Below are 16,434 nucleotides of genomic sequence, written 5' to 3' on the forward strand. Positions count from 1 at the left end.
TCAGGCCTCCGCCTTGACCGCGCAGGCCAGGTAGTTGACCTCGGTGCGCCTGGACAGGCTCGCGCGTTGGCGCAGCGGGTCGTAGAACAGGCCGCTGACGTCCTCGATCTGCAGGTCCGCCTCACGCAGCCAGGCCGCCAGTTCGGAGGGACGGATGAAGTCGGCGTAGCGGTGCGTGCCCCGGGGCAGCAGTCGCGCCACGTACTCGGCGCCGACGATCGCCAGCGCGAACGCGGCCGGCGTGCGGTTGAGCGTGGACAGGAACAGGCGCCCGCCCGGACGCAGCAGCGTGGCGCAGGCGGCGACGATCGCGCCCGGGTCCGGCACGTGCTCCAGCATCTCCATGCAGGTGATCGCGCCGAAGCTGCCGGGCCGCTCGGCGGCCAGCGCCTCCACCGCCTTGACCTGGTAGTCGACCTGCACGCCCGATTCGAGCGTGTGCAGGCGCGCGACCTTGACCAGTTCCGGGGCCAGGTCGATCGCGGTGACCTGGGCGCCGGCCCTGGCCAGCGCCTCGCTGAGCAGGCCGCCGCCGCAGCCCACGTCCAACACCGGCAGGCCGGGCAGCGCCACGCGCCGCCTCACGTAGTCCAGGCGCACGGGGTTGAGCACGTGCAGCGCGCGCTGCGGGCCGTCCGGGTCCCACCAGCGGTTGGCCAAGGCGGCGAACTTGTCCAGTTCGGCCTGGTGGTAGTTGTGGGTCGTTTCGGCGTGGGTCATGGCTGCATTCTCGCTATGCCGTCGTTCCCGCGAAGCGCTTCAACACAGCCGAATGGCTGGTCTCGCGGGAACCCAGCGACTTTCATCCAGATCGCGGTTGCGTCACGGAAGACACTGGGTTCCCGCCTGCGCGGGAACGACGGACTACTGGATGCGGATCGTAGCAATCCGCGTGCGCCACTGGCGTGCATTGGCGATCAACGCCGCGGTGTCGATGTCCACCAGTTCACGCTGGTCCAGCTTGCGGCGGCCGGCAATCCACACGTCGGTCACCTGCTGGCGCCCGCTGGCGTAGACCAGCTGCGACAGCACGTGGTGCAGCGGCTGGGTCTCCAGCACCGACAGGTCGACGCAGGCCAGGTCGGCCTCCTTGCCCGGCTCGATCGAGCCGATCCGCTCGCCGAAACCCAACGCGCGCGCGCCGCCCAGGGTCGCCGCGCGCAGCGCGCTGGCCGCGTCCAGCGCGGTAGCGTCGTTGGCCACGGCCTTGGCCAGCAGCGCGGCGGTGCGCAGCTCGCCGAACATGTCCAGGTCGTTGTTGCTGGCGCAGCCGTCGGTGCCGATGGCCAGGTTCACCCCTGCCCGCTGCAGCGCGCAGGCCGGGCAGAAGCCGGAGGCCAGCTTGAGGTTGGACTCGGCGCAGTGCGCCACATGCACGCCGCGCTCGGCGCACAGGTGGATCTCGGCCTCGGTCAGCTGGGTCATGTGCACCGCGATCAGGCGCTCGCTGACCAGGCCCAGCCGGTCCAGCCGCGCCAGCGGGCGCTGGCCGTGTTCCTTCAGCGAGTCGGCGATTTCCTGCGCGGTCTCGTGGGTGTGCAGGTGGACCTGCATGTCGAGCTGATCGGCCAGCATCCGCACCCGCTCGAAGTTGGCGTCGCTGACAGTGTACGGCGCGTGCGGTGCGAAGGCGGTGGCGATCAGCGGGTCGGCGCGCCAGGCGTCGTGCACCTCGCCGGCCTTGTCGAAGTATTCGTCGTCGCCGGCGGCCCAGGCGGTGGGGAAGTTGATCACCGGCAGGCCGACCAGGGCGCGGAAGCCGTGCCGCTTGTACACGGCGGCCTGCACGTCGGGAAAGAAGTAGTTCTCGTTGGCGCAGGTGGTGCCGCCGCGCAGCATCTCGGCGATGGCCAGGGCCACGCCGTCGGCGACGAACTCCGGCCCGATCACCGCCGCCTCGACCGGCCAGATGTGCTGCTGCAGCCAGGTCATCAGCGGCAGATCGTCGGCCACCCCGCGCAGCAGGGTCATCGGGTTGTGGGTGTGGGCGTTGACCAGGCCGGGGATCAGCGCCGCATCCGGCCGCTGCACCACCTCGGCCGCAGCGAAACGCGCCCGCGCCTCGGCCACCGGCAGCACGGCGACGATCACGCCTCCGGAAACGGCGACGGCGTGGTCCTCCAGGACCACGCCGTGCGGTTCGACCGGGATGACCCAGCCGGCTTCGATCAGGAGGTCGCAGGCTTCACGCAGGCCGGCTTCGCCCATGGCTCACTTGACCCGCGAGACGTATTCGCCGGAGCGGGTGTCGACCTTGATCACCTCGTCCTGGCCGACGAACAGCGGCACGCGGACCACCGCGCCGGTCTCCAGGGTGGCCGGCTTGCCGCCGCCGCCGGAGGTGTCGCCGCGCACGCCCGGGTCGGTCTCGGTGATCTTCAGCTCGACGAAGTTCGGCGGGGTGACCTGGATCGGGGTGCCGTTCCACAGCGTGACCACGCAGGGCTCCTCGCCCTTCAGCCACTTCTCGGCGCCGCCCATGCCGGCCTTGTCGGCCTGGACCTGCTCGAAGGTCTCCTGCTGCATGAAGTGCCAGTACTCGCCGTCGGAGTACAGGTACTGCATGTCGGTGTCGACCACGTCGGCGGCCTCGACCGAGTCGGTCGACTTCATGGTGATTTCCTGCACGCGGCCGCTCTTGATCAGGCGGTACTTCACCCGGGTGAAGGCCTGGCCCTTGCCCGGCTTGACGTATTCGGTGTCGCTGATGATCGCCGGCTCGTTGTTGATCAGGATCTTCATCCCGTTCTTGACGTCGTTCATGCCGTAAGAGGCCATGGGAACTCCTTGGGTATGGCAGGGCCGCCGCGGAAGACGGCGGCCGGGCAGTTAGAATGTGGGGAGCCGCCGGAGCCCGGCAGGCGTGTCTTCCAGGCCCCACATGATACCCGCAGCCCCCCTGCCCATGCAGCCGGACACGGTCCCGGCGCCCGTCCCTGCCGTCGCCGCCGGCGCCCCGCGCTGGCAGCGGCTGTGGCGCGAGGCCGTGCGCGACCCGCGCGAACTGCTAGCCCTGCTGGGCCTGGACGCGGCCGCCGCCGGCATCTCCGACGCGGCCGCCGCGCAGTTCCCGCTGCGGGTGCCGCGCGGCTTCGTCGCGCGCATGCGCGCCGGCCACCTGGACGACCCGCTGCTGCGGCAGGTGCTGCCGGTCGACGCCGAGGAACGGATCGTGTCCGGCTTCGGCCTCGACGCGGTGGGCGACGGCGCGGCGAAGAAGGCGGACGGGGTCATCCAGAAATACCGCGGCCGCGCCCTGCTGGTGGCCACCGGCAGCTGCGCGGTGCACTGCCGCTACTGTTTCCGCCGCCACTTCCCGTACGCCGAGGAGACCGCCGCGCGTGACGGCTGGCGCGAAGCGGTGGCCGCGATCGCCGCCGATCCTGACATCGACGAGGTGATCCTGTCCGGCGGCGATCCGCTGTCGCTGGCCACGCCCAAGCTGGCCGAACTGACCGCGCTGCTCGCCGACGTCCCGCAACTGAAGCGGCTGCGCATCCACAGCCGCCTGCCGGTGGTGCTGCCCGAGCGGGTGGACGCCGGACTGCTGCAGTGGCTGTCCGCCCTGCCCTGGCCGGTGGCGTTCGTCATCCACGCCAACCATGCCAACGAGTTCGACGCCTCGGTCGACGCCGCACTGGCGGCGCTGCGCGGCACCGGCGCGCAGCTGCTCAACCAGGCGGTGCTGCTGCGCGGGGTCAACGACAGCGTCGATGCGCTGGCCGCCCTGTCCGAGCGCAGCTTCGCCGCCGGGGTGCTGCCCTATTACCTGCACCAGCTTGACCGGGTCGAAGGTGTGGCCCACTTCGAGGTACCCGACGACGAGGCACGCGCGCTGCACGCGGCGCTAGCTGCGCGGCTGTCGGGTTACCTGGTGCCGAAGCTGGTCCGCGAAGTCCAGGGCGATACGGGGAAGCGGCCGCTGTAGGCCGCCGTTGCCTTTGCGGCGACGGCTGTGCGGGAACGGGAGCAAGAGCAGAGGCGGGTGCTTCGGCTTCGGAGGGGGCCGCCGTGCCCAGGGGGTCTGGCGCATCGCTCCGCTGCGGCGTCCTGCCTCCGAGTCGCGACCGCAGCACATCCCTGTGCTGCTTGCGCCAGACCCCCTGGGCACGACGGCCTCGGGAGCTATTGGGGGGCGTGGCTTCGATCAGGAAGCAACAGCAACGGCTAAGGCCCTCTCCCCGTCCCTCCCCTTCGCCTGCGGCGAAAGGGAGGGACCAAGCCCTCGACGGCGCTGCTTTCTGTAGGAGCGGGCATGACCGCGACACGGGCGTCGGAATCACGGGGGCGTCGCCTGGGCCAACGGCGTCGGGTCGCGGTCATGCCCGCTCCTACAAAAGCCGTGCGCTGCTCAACGCCTGAACGAAGCCGCGACGCCAAAGCTCCCGGAGACGTGGCGGGCCGGGAGTATTGCGGCAGCGGCCATGGATGGCCGCGTCGGCGAGTCGGCACATGGATGTGCCGCCGAGACGACCGCAATACTCCCGGCTCGCCGCGGCTCAGACCGAAGCCCACCACGCCCGGCGCTTTTTGACCTTGACCTTGACCTTGACCTTGACCTTGACCTTGACCTTGACCTTGACCTTGACCTTGACCTTGACCTTGCCGTTGCGGTTGCGGTTGCGGTTGCCACATGCCGCCTCCAGCAGAGACAGCGGATCGGCCAAAGCCCGGAAAGCAGAACGCCACGGCCGGAGCCGTGGCGTTCTGCTGCGACTACCGGAGCGGGCGTACGGCCCGCACCGGCTCAGAACTTGAACAGCACCTTGACCGTGCCGTCCACCGCCGCGTCGTCGATATAGCCGACCGCGCCCGGGGTCGAGGCGACCTTGGCCTTGACCGCCGCGTCGCTGGACAACTCCTCCGGCGCCTTGGCCTTGCCGGTGAAGATCAGCTTGGACCAGTAGCCGGCCAGGTCGGCGCCGGAACGGCCTAGGACCTTGTCCTCGAACGCCTGCTTGGTCGCGCCGGCCTTCTGGTACACCACCACCGCCGGCTTGCCGCCGACCGTGGCCTCGCGGCCCAGGAACACGCGCTTGACCGCCTCGGCGTCCATCGCGCCGGCCGACGAATCGGCCCCCACCACCACCGAACCTGCCAGGCACGGGAAGCTCAGCGCGCACAGCGCCAGGCCCATGAAGAACTTGCGATTCATGATGTGCTCCCGGCTCAGAAGGTGAAGACGACGCCGGCCGCGACCAGGTCCGCATCGGAACCGGCAGCGACGGTGCTCTTGAAGCGGGTGTAGTCCGCCTTCACCGCGACGTTGGCGTTGACGTCGTAGCGCACGCCCACGCTGGTGTACTTCTTGTCGCCGCCCTGGCTGGCCAGCAGGCCGGCCACCATCTGGTACAGCGGGTGCGCCGGCGGCACCGGCAGCAGGCCCAGCACGGTCGCGTCCGGCTCGGTGCGGCTGCGCGACCAGCTGGCGTACGGAGTCCAGTCGCCAGCGCGGTAGGCGGCGTTGACCGCCACGGCCTTCTGCCCGCCGATGTAGTTGTCGCCGTAGTCGATGTCGGTGTACTCCACGCCGACCGTGGCGCCGCCGCGGTTGATCTCGGCGCTCAGGCCGAGGAAGGAGGCGTCATCGCGGTCGAAAGCCAGCGCCGCGCCGGCCCGCGGGCTGACCGCCATCACCGCCGCGATCAGCGGCTCGGCCGCGTCGACCTGCACCGAGGCTTCGCCGACCACGTAGCTGGCGCGCAGCGACAGCCATTCGTCGTACTGCGCCTCGAAGGTGGCGCCAGCCTGGTCGCGGACTTCCACGTGCAGGCCGTCCTGTTCCTCGTCGACGGTGCCATAGATCAGCTGGGTGCGCAGGCTCCACTTGTCGAAGTGGCGGCTGCCGATCAGGTTGACGCCGTTGTAGTTGCTGTACGGGAGGTTGTACACGCCCAGCGGCACGCGCATGAACGGATAGGCGGCGCCCACTTCCAGATAGTCCGAATAGTGGAAGTACGGGGTGCGCTGGCGGCCGGCCTGCACCGACCACGAGGAGCTGAACCGGTAGCGCAGGTAGGCCCAGGCGAACTCGGGCTCGTAGCCTTCGTCGCCGCGGGCGACCACCTGGGCGATCGCGTCGGCGCGGTCGCCGAGGGTGGCGGTGGCCTGCAGGGCGAACAGGGATTCGGGGTCGAAGCTGATGCGGTCGTCGTAGGACAGGCCGGACACGCGGCTGCCGTCGTCGAGCGTCGCGCCGGCGACCACCTGGCCGAAGCCGTTGAAGGTCACCTCGGCCTGCGCGACCGGTGCCACGGCCAGCGCGAGCAGCGCGACCGCGGGGAAATGCTTGGTATTCACTTCTGGGTTCCTGGGCTGGAGAGAGAGGGCCCCGGCGGGGCGTAACCCGGTATCGGCCCCCGCGCAGCCGCCTTTAACCTTTCGCTAACGGATTCCTGAACCCCTGGATTCAAGCCGGCGCCACCGCGGGCCGATAGCAACCGTGCCGGAGGTCGCACATTCCGCCCCGGCATCCCGCATGTCCGGAGTCGTCCCATGTCGTCCGTCCGCGGAAGCCTGAACAAGCTTCCTGTCCCCAACCTCCGCGTCGCGCCCCTGGTCGCGTCCGCCTCCCGGCGTCTGCGCTACCTGTCGATCCGCAGCAAGATCCTGCTGCTGCCGGCGATCGCACTGGCCGGGCTGCTGGTCTACTTCGTCTACTCGGCGCTGGTGCTGCGCGCCAACACCGGCACCCTGGAAGGCTTCGCCGAGCGCACCCTGCCGGTGATGACCCTCGCCGCGCAGGCCAACCAGGGCCTGATCGAGACCCAGGGGCTGTTCACCCAGGCCCTGGGCGACCGCGACGAATTCCTGATCGAGGACGCCAACACCCAGGCCGCGGCCACCCGCGAGCGCCTGCTGGCGATCAAGGCCACCGACCCGGCGTATGCCGAGCGCATGGACCAGTTGGCCGCGCTGTGGGACCGCTACGTGGAGCGCAGCGGCACCGCGGTGGCCGGGATGATCGCCGGCGACGGCGACATGGAAACCTTCCAGGCGCTGGCCGCCGAGAAGCAGGCCGCGTTCGAGGAAGTGCACAACGAACTGGCGCAGCTGGCCCAGGACAGCGAGGCCTCATCGCAGGCCGCGCTGGCCGGCGCCACCGCGCGCTCGCGCGGCGCGCTCAAGGTCGGCCTGGGCATCGTGCTGGTGCTGGCGCTGCTGGCGGTGGTGGCGGTGATCCTGGTCGACGCGGCCATCCGCCATCCGATCGAGCGCCTGGACCAGGCCATCGCCGAGGTCGCGCGCGGCAATTTCGGCGTGCGCGTGGAGGCCGAGGGCCGCGACGCGATCAGCGCCATGTGCCACTCCTTCAACGCGCTGCTGGCGGCGCTGAACTCGGCGATCGCCGAATCCAACGACGTGCTGGCCGCGGTCGGCCGCGGCGATTTCACCCGCCGCGTCGACGCCGACCTGCCCGGCGACCTGGCGCGCCTGAAGACCGGCGTCAACGCCAGTGCCGACAGCGTGCAGAAGACCATGGACGCGCTCGACGCGGTGATGGACGCGATGGCGCGCGGCGACTTCTCCGCGCGCATGAGCGCCGAGGTCCAGGGCGAGTCGCGCGGCAAGGTCGACCGGGCCATGGGCCTGCTGCAGCAGTCGCTGGCGGCGCTGGAGCGCAGTCTCAGCGGCGCGGCGGCGGGCGACTTCACCCGCCGGATCGAGGCCGAACTGCCCGGCGAGCTGGACCAGCTCAAGCGCGCGGTGAACAGCGCGCTGTCGGCGCTGGAAACAGCCTTCGACGAGATCGGCGCCACCGCCCAGGCGCTGGCCGAGGGCGACCTGACCCGGCGCATCCGCAACGACTACGCCGGCACCCTGAAAACTCTGACCGAGGCGCTCAACAGCTCGCTCGACAGCGTCTCCCAGGTGATCCGCGAAAGCATGTTCAACGCCGAGGAAGTCGGCCTGGGCATCGAGGAGATCGCACGCGGCAACGCCGACCTGTCCGGCCGCACCGAGCGCCAGGCCAGCGCGCTGCAGGACAGCGCCGCCAGCATCGAGCAGCTGCTGGCCGCCGCGCGCAACGCCGCCGACAACAGCCGTCAGACCAACGACCTGACCCATGGCGCGCTGGGCAATTCGCGCCAGGGCGTGGACGTGGCCGGCCAGGCCAGCAACTCGATGGTATCGATCACCGAGGCCAGCCGCCGGATCGGCGAGATCATCTCGCTGATCGACTCGGTCGCCTTCCAGACCAACATCCTCGCGCTCAACGCCGCGGTCGAGGCCGCGCGTGCCGGCGAGCACGGCCGCGGCTTCGCCGTGGTCGCCACCGAGGTACGCAGCCTCGCCCACCGCACCGCGACCTCGGCCAAGGAGATCCGCGACCTGATCGCCGACGCCATCTCGCGCGTGGGCGAAGGCAGCGGCCTGGTCGACGAGTCGCGCCGGCAGCTGGAGGCGATCGCCCACTCCAACGAGACCATCGCCGGCCTGGCTCGCCAGGCCGCCGACTCGGCGCAGGAGCAGTCGCAGGGTCTGCAGCAGCTCAGCCGTTCGGTCGGCGACCTGGAGTCGGTCAACCAGCAGAACAGCGCGCTGGTGGAGGAAGTGGCCGCGGCCAGCGCCTCGCTGCGCGAACGCGCCCAGGCGCTGCGCGCGGCGATGGCGCAGTTCCGGTTGCAGCCGGAAGGCGGCGACGTGGTGCGGGCGGCCTGAGAGCGCTTGCCATCGTTCCCGCGTAGGCGGGAAGCGTTTTACAGCAGCCGAAACGCCTCACGACAGCCGAGGTGCCTTCACAACAGCCGCATGGCTGGTCGTGGCTGATCGTCCAGTGACTTCCGCGTCTGATAGCGGAGCGTCGGCTCTGGACGCGCAGTCGCGACTCGTGGCCTTGGAGCAAGAGCGCTGACTCCGGAGGGGGCCGCCGTGCCCAGGGGGTCTGGCGCATCGCTCCGCTGCGGCGTCCTGCCTCCGAGTCGCGAACGCAGCACATCCCTGTGCTGCTTGCGCCAGACCCCCTGGGCACGACGGCCTCGGGAGCTTTGGGGGCGTGGCTTCGATCCAGGAAGCAACAGCAAAGGCCCCCTCCCCGGCCCTCCCTCTTCGCCTGCGGCGAAAGGGAGGAGCAAACCCCATGCAGCACCACCTTCTGTAGGAGCCCAGCTTGCTGGCGACACGGGCGTCGGAATCACGAGGACGTCGCTTGGGCCGACGGCGTCGGGTCGCCGGCTGAACCCGGCTCCTACAACAGCCACGGCGCGACCGATTTTCTGTAGGAGCTGACTTCAGTCGGCGACACGGGCGTCGAAACCACGAGGGCGTCGCCTGGGCCGACGGCGTCGGGTCGCGGTCATGCCCGCTCCTACAAAAGCCGTGCGCTGCTCATCACCTGTGAACGAAGCCACGACCTGGAAGCTCCCGGCCCGCCGCGGCTCAGCCCGAAACCGACCACGCCCGGCGCTTTTGACCTCGCGGTTGCGGTTGCTTCCGCCAGATTCAGCGCTCGAACAGCGCGATGCTCTCCACGTGCGCGGTGTGCGGGAACATGTCTATCACCCCCGCCGATACCAGCCGGTAACCGCGCTCGTGCACCAGGAAGCCGGCGTCGCGGGCCAGCGAACCCGGGTGGCAACTCACGTAGACGACCCGCTCGATGTCCTGCAGCGGCAGCTGCTTGAGCACCTCGTCGGCGCCCGAGCGTGGCGGGTCCAGCAGCAGACGGTCGAAGCCCTGGCGCATCCATGGCGTGCCGCGCTGGTCCTGGGTCAGGTCGGCGGAGAAGAACTGCGCGTTCTCCAGCCCGTTGCGCTGCGCATTGGCCCGCGCACGCGCCACCAGCCCGGCGTCACCCTCCACCCCGACCACCTCGCGTACCTGCCGTGCCAGCGGCAGGGTGAAGTTGCCCAGCCCGCAGAACAGGTCCAGCACCCGCTGCTCCGGCCGGGCGTCGAGCATCTCCAGCGCCAGCGCGATCATCTTCTCGTTGAGCCGCGCGTTGACCTGGATGAAGTCCGCCGGCTCGAACGCCAGTTCCACGTCCCACTGCGGCAGCCGGAACGACAGCGCCGGCGCCTCGCCCTCCAGCGGATGCACACTGTCGATGCCCTTGGGCTGCAGGAAGATCGCGAAACCGTGCTCGCGCCCGAACCCGGCCAGCGCGGCGCGGTCCGGCTCCGACAGCGGCACCAGATGGCGCACGGTCAGGGCGATGGCGTCGTCGCCGGCGATGAACTCGATCTGCGGGATGTGCTCGCGTGCCTGCAGGCCGTCGACCAGCGCGGCCAGCGCCTCGATCTTCATCCCGATTTCGGGAATGGTGGTGTGGCATTCGCGCAGGTCGGCGACGAAGCGCGGATCCTGCTCGCGGAAGCCGACCAGGGTCTTGTCCTTCTTGTTGACCCGGCGCACCGAGAACCGGCCCTTGCGCCGGTAGCCCCAGCTGTCGGCGGTCAGCGGCGGCAGCACCCGCCCCGGGGCGACCTTGCCGATCCGTTCCAGGTTCTCCAGCAGCACCCGCTGCTTGGCCACGATCTGGCGGTCCTCGGCCAGGTGCTGCAGCACGCAGCCTCCGCAGGTGCCGAAGTGCGGGCAGCGCGGCGCCACCCGTTCGGGCGAGGCCGTGAGCACCTCCAGCGTGCGCGCCTCGTCGAAGCGGCGGCTGCGCGCGGTGGGCTCGGCAATGACCGTCTCACCGGGCAGCGCGCCGGCCACGAACACGGTCTTGCCGTCGTCGCGGCGGGCCACGCCGCGGCCGTCGTGGCTGAGGTCGAGGATGTCGGTCTGGAATGGAGTGCGGTCGAATCGGGCCACGTGGCGCAGGCTGCGGGGCAAAAAGGCCGGCCATTGTCCCAGATCGGCGCGGGCCGGCCCACCGCGGGCGCGGCCCGGGACCGTGACCTGCGCCCGTTGCCCCCGGGACTGGTAGCGCTAAGATGGCCCCAGCCGACATGGAGTCAGCCGCATGGAACCCCGGGATCCCGCCCCGCTTCCTCCCGTGCCGAGGATCCTGCTGGTCGAGGACGACACGATCAGCCAGGCCTATTTCCGCGCCGTGCTCGAGGCGCTGCCCGCCGCGGTCGACACGGTCGCGACCCAGGCCTGCGCGCTGGCGCGGGCCGAATCCAGCCGCCACGACCTGTGGCTGATCGACCTGACCCTGCCCGACGGCTCCGGCATCGACCTGCTGCGCCGGCTGCGGGCGCGCTGGCCGCAATCGCCGCCGGCGCTGGCGCATACCGCCGACGCCGACCCCGCCGTCCGCGCCCCGGCGCTGCACGCTGGGTTCCGCGAGGTGCTGGTCAAGCCGCTGGCGACCGCCGAACTGGCCGGCGCGGTGCGCAGCGCGCTGGCCGAAGCCGGTGGCCTGCCCGACTGGGACAACGCCGCCGCCGCGGTCGCGCTCAACCACGATCCGGCCAACATCCAGGCGCTGCGCCGGCTGTTTCTGGAGGAACTGCCCGGCGCCCGCGACGAGGTGCTGCGCAGCGCGCGGCGCGGCGACGCTGGCGCCCTGCGCGCGCGCCTGCACCGGCTGCAGGCCGGCTGCGGCCTGGTCGGCGCGCGCCGGCTCGGCGCGGCGGTGGAACTGCTGCGGCGCACGCCGGAGTCGCGCACCGCGCTGGAGCGCTTCGACCACGCCGCGCGCGACCTGCTTGGCTGATACAGCCGTCGTTCCCGCGCAGGCGGGAACCCAGTGACTTTAAAGCCCGTGAAGCCGAAGGCACTGGATGATCAGCCATTGGGCTGCTGTGGAGCGCGTCCCGCCTACGCGGGGATGACGTCATTCCGGACGGTGCTACGCGGAAATGACGTCGTCGAAGTTCGCGCTCACCCCAGACTCGCGGCACGCTCGTACCAGTCCACCTTGCGGGTGATCCACATGATCCCGGCCAGCACGCCGAACAGCAGCAGCGAGCCCATCAGCAGCGCGTTGTCCTCCGACACCAGCAGGCTGTAGAGCGCGCCGTACAGCGCGGTCAGCATCGTCGCGAACAGCCCCGCCCGCCACCAGCTCTTCAGCACTCCCGACAGGTAGACGAACTGCAGGCCGATGCACGCCGCCGCCGAGATCACGTAGGCCTTCCAGAACGCCATGTGCTCGGACAGGCCCAGCAGCAGCAGGAAGAAGATCGCCAGCGCCAGGCCGACCAGCAGGTACTGCAGCGGGTGGATGCGCAGTTGCTTGACCAGCTCGAACAGGGCGAAGCCGACGAAGGTCAGCAGCACGAACAGGATCCCGTACTTGCTGGCACGGTCGGCCTGGGTATAGACGTCGACCGGATCGACCAGGCTCAGCACCACGCTGTCCACCGCCGCCTCGCCCGCGTAGGCGCCCGCGCTTCCCGGGCGCACGGTCAGGCGCGGCGCGTGCGGATCGTGCAGCTGCGACTGTGCGGCGCTGGCCAGCGAGGAGATGTTCCAGGACGCGTCGAAGCCGTCGGCGCCGATGCTGCGCTGGTTGGGCAGGAAGCGGCCGCTGAACTGCGGATGCGGCCAGGCCGAACTCAGCGCGATGCGGTTGTCGTCGGCCACCGGCACGATCGCCAGCGACTGGGTGCCGGCGATCGCCATCGCCAGGCTCACCTGGCTGCCGGGCAGCGCGCGCACCGTCACCGGACCCTCGGCGTCGGTCGCGTCGGCGACCGGCGAAGGCAGCCGCGCATGCATGCCGTCCATGCGCGCGGCCATCGCGCCGGCGCCTGGCTGCAGTTCCAGCGTCCTGCCGTCCGCCTGCAGCACGGGCGTGCCGACCAGGCCGCGCACGTCGGCCAGGCCCAGCACCAGGTAGGGCTCGCCGTACTCGCGCCCGGCCACCGCCGGCACCGGCATCGGCGCGAACCGGGCCTGCACCTCGGCCTGCCACTGGAACACGCGCACGTCGTACAGGCCGATGCGGCGCACGTCCGGCTCGACCACGCCGCCGGCCTCCAGCTTTTCCGGGGTCTGCAACAGGTAGCCCTCGACCGTCTCCTCGCGCACTTCCAGGCGGCCATCGCGGCCGGCGGCGTTCACCCGGCGCGTTTCCTTCCACGGCAGCACGCGCAGCGGGCCGACCAGCTGCTGCGGCCCGGCCATGCTCTGCGACACCCGCTCCACCGCCTGGCCGCGGTAGTGCGAGCGGTCGTGGATCAGCCCGCGGATCATCGACAGCGGGATCAGCAGGAGCAGCACCAGCCCGCCGACGGTGAGGAAGCGCAACAGCAGTCTCAGCGATTTCATGGGTTCGCCCCGGATGGAATGACGGGGCGAAGCGTGGCGCGGCCGCGTGGGGCGGGCGTGGGCGTTGTTTGAAGCGGGGGTGAAGTGCGAGCCGGCGGCGCGGCCGCTCTTCTGTAGGAGCCGACTTCAGTCGGCGACACGGGCGTCGGAACCACGAGGGCGTCGCCTGGGCCGACGGCGTCGGGTCGCGGTCATGCCCGCTCCTACAACAGCGGGAGGGACAGGCCGGCTTCGGCGCCGCCGGCGTCGCGGTTGGCCAGCCAGGCTTCGCCGCCGTGCAGCCGCGCCACCTCGCGCACGAACGGCAGGCCCAGGCCGGAACTGCGCTGGCCACCGGGCCGGGCCAGCGAATAGAACCGCTCGAACACCCGCGCGGCCGCGTAGTCCGGCACGCCCGGCCCTTGGTCGAGCACCCGCACCCGGGCATGGCCATCGCCAGCCTCCAGCACCAGCGCGACCGTGCCGCCTGCCGGCGAGAACCCGACCGCGTTGTCGAGCAGGTTGGCGATCGCCTGGCGCAGCAGGAAGGTATCGCCCTGGACCCGTAACGGGCGCTCGGCACCCTCGATCCGCAGCTGCAGCCGCGCGCCCGCCAGCCGCGGCCCGATCGCCTCCGCCGCCTCGCCCAGCAGCGCGGCCAGGTCCACCGGCTCGCGCCGCTGCAGCCAGCCGTGCTGCTCCACCTCGGCCAGCGCCAGCAGCTTGTCGATGGTCTCGGTCAGGCGCTGCTGCTGCTCCTGGATGTTGCGCGCGAAGCGCTGGCGCTCGGCCTCCGGCAACGGCTCCTGCAGCAGCTCGGCCGCGCCGCGGATCGCCGCCAGCGGGCCCTTCATCTCGTGGGTCAGCGATTGCACGTACTGCTCGACGTAGGCCTTGCCCTCGAGCTTGCTGCGCATGTCCTCCAGCGCCCGGCCCAGGTCGCCGATCTCGTCGCGGCGCGGCGGCGGCGGCGGCACCGGCTCGCCGGCGGCGACCGCCTGCGCGTAGCGGTTCAGCCGCCCGATCCCGCGCATCAGCCACGCCGTCATCAGCACGCCCACCAGCGCCGACAGCCCGATCAGCCAGGCGCCCTGGCGCATGATGCTGCGCTGGCTGGCCTCGATGAACGGCTCGATGCTGTGGTTGGGCTTGGCCACGGTCAGCACGCCGATAAGGGTGTCCGGCGCCTGCGGGTCGTGGATCGGCGCGGCCACGTGCATCACCGTGCGCTCGCTGTCTGGCGCCTCCGGACTGGAACGGGCGCCGTACTCGCCGCGCAGGGTGCGGTAGACATCGTTCCAGCGCGAGTTGTCGCGGCCCAGCTCGCGCCCTTCCGAGTCGAACACCACGATCCCGCGCGCGTCGGTGACGGTGACCCGGTAGTCGATGCTGCGCTTGGGGAAGCTCCAGATCATCGCCCCGGGGTCGCGCTCCCTGACCCGGGCCAGGTCGGCGGCGAAGCGGCCGTCGGCGATGCGCCCGGCCTTCATGTCGTCGGCGGCCATCGCCGCCAGCACGTTGGCGGTGTCGACCAGGGTCGACTCCATCGCCTGGCGCACGCCCGGCTTGACCTCGTCGACGAACACCCGCATCACGAAGAACGCGGCCAGGCCGACGATCAGGAAGAAACCCAGGAACAGGCGCAGTCCCAGCCGCACTCAGGCCTCGATCGCGTAGCCGACACCGCGGTGGGTGCGGATCGGGTCGGGTTCGGCGCCGGCTGCGCGCAGCTTGGCCCGCAGGGTCTTGATGTGGGTGTCCACGGTGCGGTCGCCGCTGTCGGCGTCACCGTCCCAGCCGCGGTCCATCAGCTGGGCGCGGCTGAGGATCGCGCCGGGACGCTGCAGCAGCGCTTCCAGCAGCGCGTATTCGTAGCGGGTCAGTTCCAGCGTGCGCCCGCGGTAGCGGACGCGGTGGCCGGCGCGGTCCACGGCGAAGTCGCCGCGCTCCACCCAGCCGTCGGCTGCCACCGCCGGAACCTGGCTGCGGCGCAGCCGGGCGCGGACCCGCGCGACCAGTTCGCGCGGCGAGAACGGCTTGGCCACGTAGTCGTCCGCGCCCAGTTCCAGGCCCAGCACCCGGTCGATCTCGTCGTTGCGCGCGGTCAGGAAGATCACCGGCACCTCGCTGAAGCCTCGCAGCCGGCGGCACACGTCGAAGCCGCTGAGGTCCGGCAGGCCCACGTCGAGCACCAGCACGTCGACGCCGCCGGCGCGCACCCGCTCCAGCGCCTGCCCGCCCAGCAGGCAGTGCTCGGCCGCCAGGCCCTCGCTTCGCAGCGCGTACAGCAGCGCGTCGGCGATGGCCGGTTCGTCTTCGGCGACCAGGATCAGCGGGGCGGACGGCATCGTGCTGGGCGGCATCGCGCAAGCATAGTCCGCGCCCGTGGCGGCGGCTATGCTGCGCGCATGAACTACCGCCACGGCTTCCATGCCGGCAACCACGCCGACGTGCTCAAGCACGTCGTCCTGCTCGCCCTGCTCGAAGCGCTGATGCGCAAGGACGCGCCGTTCTTCGTCCTCGACACGCACGCCGGGCGCGGGCGCTACCTGTTGCAGGGTGGCCAGGCCGGACGCACCGCCGAGGCCGCCACCGGCATCCTGCGGCTGGCCGGCGCGAAGAAGCCGCCCGCGGTCATCGCCCGCTACCTGCAAGCGGTGGCCGCGGACAATCCCGTGGACGCGCTGCTGGTCTACCCCGGCTCGCCGCTGCTCACCGCCCAGGCCATGCGCGCGCAGGATCGGCTGGCGGCCTGCGAGCTGCAGCCGGAGGAAGCGGCCGCGCTCAAGGACCTGTTCGCCCGCGACGCACGGGTGGCGGTGCATGCCCGCGACGGCTACGACGCCGTGCGCGCCCTGTTGCCGCCGCGGGTGGACGGGGTGCGCATCGCCCGCGGCCTGGTCCTGGTCGACCCGCCCTACGAGGCGCAGGACGAGGAGTACCCGCGCGTGGCCAGGGCGGTGCGCGAGGCGCTGGAGCGCTGGCCGCAGGCGACCTGCGCGATCTGGTATCCGATCAAGCAGCGGCGCAGCCTGCAGCCGTTCTTCCGCAAGCTCGAAGCGATCCCGGCGCGCTCGCTGCTGCTGGCCGAGCTGCTGGTCCGTCCCGACGACTCGCCGCTGCGTCTCAACGGCAGCGGCATGGCGATCCTCAATCCGCCGTGGAAGCTGGACGAGGCGATCGCCCCGGCGCTGCCGTTCCTGCAGCAGAAGCTGGGCGAAACCGGCGCCGCTACCCGGCTGGAGTGGCTCAAGCGCGACGTGGGCTGAGCAACGGCCCGATCGGGCA

At 71.2% G+C, this 16,434-nt stretch carries 14 protein-coding genes; 4 read left to right on the top strand and 10 right to left on the bottom strand.

Annotated features, from left to right (window positions below; translation table 11 throughout):
- The 3 genes from ubiG to efp all read right to left on the bottom strand — a co-directional run bounded on the left by ubiG (position 1) and on the right by efp (position 2,778).
- On the bottom strand, positions 1-720 hold the full coding sequence (ubiG, locus tag WQ53_RS01335; RefSeq protein ID WP_052629661.1) for a bifunctional 2-polyprenyl-6-hydroxyphenol methylase/3-demethylubiquinol 3-O-methyltransferase UbiG: 720 nt from the start codon (positions 718-720) through the stop codon (positions 1-3).
- 144 nt (positions 721-864) lie between these two features.
- Complete coding sequence (locus tag WQ53_RS01340) at positions 865-2,208, bottom strand: TRZ/ATZ family hydrolase (RefSeq protein WP_052629662.1); 1,344 nt, start codon at positions 2,206-2,208, stop codon at positions 865-867.
- A 3-nt stretch (positions 2,209-2,211) separates the two neighbouring features.
- On the bottom strand, positions 2,212-2,778 hold the full coding sequence (gene efp / locus WQ53_RS01345) for an elongation factor P (RefSeq protein ID WP_052629664.1): 567 nt from the start codon (positions 2,776-2,778) through the stop codon (positions 2,212-2,214).
- Positions 2,779-2,881: 103 nt separating this feature from the next.
- On the opposite strand from efp, the gene epmB reads away from it, so the two are divergent.
- Positions 2,882-3,928, top strand: coding sequence for an EF-P beta-lysylation protein EpmB (epmB, locus tag WQ53_RS01350; RefSeq protein WP_052629666.1), 1,047 nt, complete (start codon positions 2,882-2,884; stop codon positions 3,926-3,928).
- A gap of 571 nt (positions 3,929-4,499) precedes the next feature.
- Here the strand turns inward: epmB and WQ53_RS17105 are convergent.
- The 3 genes from WQ53_RS17105 to WQ53_RS01360 form a co-directional block, all read right to left on the bottom strand.
- A complete protein-coding gene (locus WQ53_RS17105) occupies positions 4,500-4,667 on the bottom strand; it encodes a hypothetical protein (protein ID WP_162488660.1) in 168 nt (55 codons plus the stop codon).
- Positions 4,668-4,747: 80 nt separating this feature from the next.
- A complete protein-coding gene (locus tag WQ53_RS01355) occupies positions 4,748-5,155 on the bottom strand; it encodes a hypothetical protein (RefSeq protein WP_052629668.1) in 408 nt (135 codons plus the stop codon).
- Between the two features lie 14 nt (positions 5,156-5,169).
- Positions 5,170-6,300, bottom strand: a complete 1,131-nt coding sequence (locus WQ53_RS01360; RefSeq protein ID WP_052629669.1) for a porin — start codon at positions 6,298-6,300, stop codon at positions 5,170-5,172.
- 195 nt (positions 6,301-6,495) lie between these two features.
- Here WQ53_RS01360 and WQ53_RS01365 point away from each other — a divergent pair, with 195 nt between their 5' ends.
- The gene (locus WQ53_RS01365) at positions 6,496-8,664 is read left to right on the top strand and encodes a methyl-accepting chemotaxis protein (RefSeq protein WP_052629671.1); all 2,169 of its coding nucleotides are present in this window, start codon (positions 6,496-6,498) and stop codon (positions 8,662-8,664) included.
- A gap of 780 nt (positions 8,665-9,444) precedes the next feature.
- Here the strand turns inward: WQ53_RS01365 and rlmD are convergent.
- Entirely contained in the window at positions 9,445-10,767 is a 1,323-nt protein-coding gene (gene rlmD / locus WQ53_RS01370; RefSeq protein ID WP_052633837.1) for a 23S rRNA (uracil(1939)-C(5))-methyltransferase RlmD, read from the bottom strand.
- A 175-nt stretch (positions 10,768-10,942) separates the two neighbouring features.
- Between rlmD and WQ53_RS01375 the strand changes: the two genes are divergently transcribed.
- Positions 10,943-11,608 carry a response regulator gene (locus WQ53_RS01375; protein WP_236685884.1) on the top strand — a complete coding sequence of 222 codons (666 nt, stop codon included), beginning with the start codon at positions 10,943-10,945 and terminating at the stop codon, positions 11,606-11,608.
- Positions 11,609-11,775: 167 nt separating this feature from the next.
- Here the strand turns inward: WQ53_RS01375 and creD are convergent, their stop codons facing one another.
- The 3 genes from creD to creB form a co-directional block, all read right to left on the bottom strand.
- Positions 11,776-13,167 (bottom strand): cell envelope integrity protein CreD, encoded by a 1,392-nt coding sequence (gene creD / locus WQ53_RS01380; protein WP_052629675.1) that lies wholly within the window; start codon positions 13,165-13,167, stop codon positions 11,776-11,778.
- A 203-nt stretch (positions 13,168-13,370) separates the two neighbouring features.
- Positions 13,371-14,804 carry a two-component system sensor histidine kinase CreC gene (gene creC, locus WQ53_RS01385; RefSeq protein ID WP_052629677.1) on the bottom strand — a complete coding sequence of 478 codons (1,434 nt, stop codon included), beginning with the start codon at positions 14,802-14,804 and terminating at the stop codon, positions 13,371-13,373.
- Positions 14,805-15,494, bottom strand: coding sequence for a two-component system response regulator CreB (creB, locus tag WQ53_RS01390; protein ID WP_052629679.1), 690 nt, complete (start codon positions 15,492-15,494; stop codon positions 14,805-14,807).
- 60 nt (positions 15,495-15,554) lie between these two features.
- On the opposite strand from creB, the gene WQ53_RS01395 reads away from it, so the two are divergent.
- A complete protein-coding gene (locus WQ53_RS01395) occupies positions 15,555-16,415 on the top strand; it encodes a 23S rRNA (adenine(2030)-N(6))-methyltransferase RlmJ (protein WP_052629681.1) in 861 nt (286 codons plus the stop codon).
- The last annotated feature ends 19 nt before the right edge of the window (positions 16,416-16,434 follow it).

The sequence above is a fragment of the Pseudoxanthomonas suwonensis genome, from assembly GCF_000972865.1.
GTDB lineage: Bacteria > Pseudomonadota > Gammaproteobacteria > Xanthomonadales > Xanthomonadaceae > Pseudoxanthomonas > Pseudoxanthomonas suwonensis_B.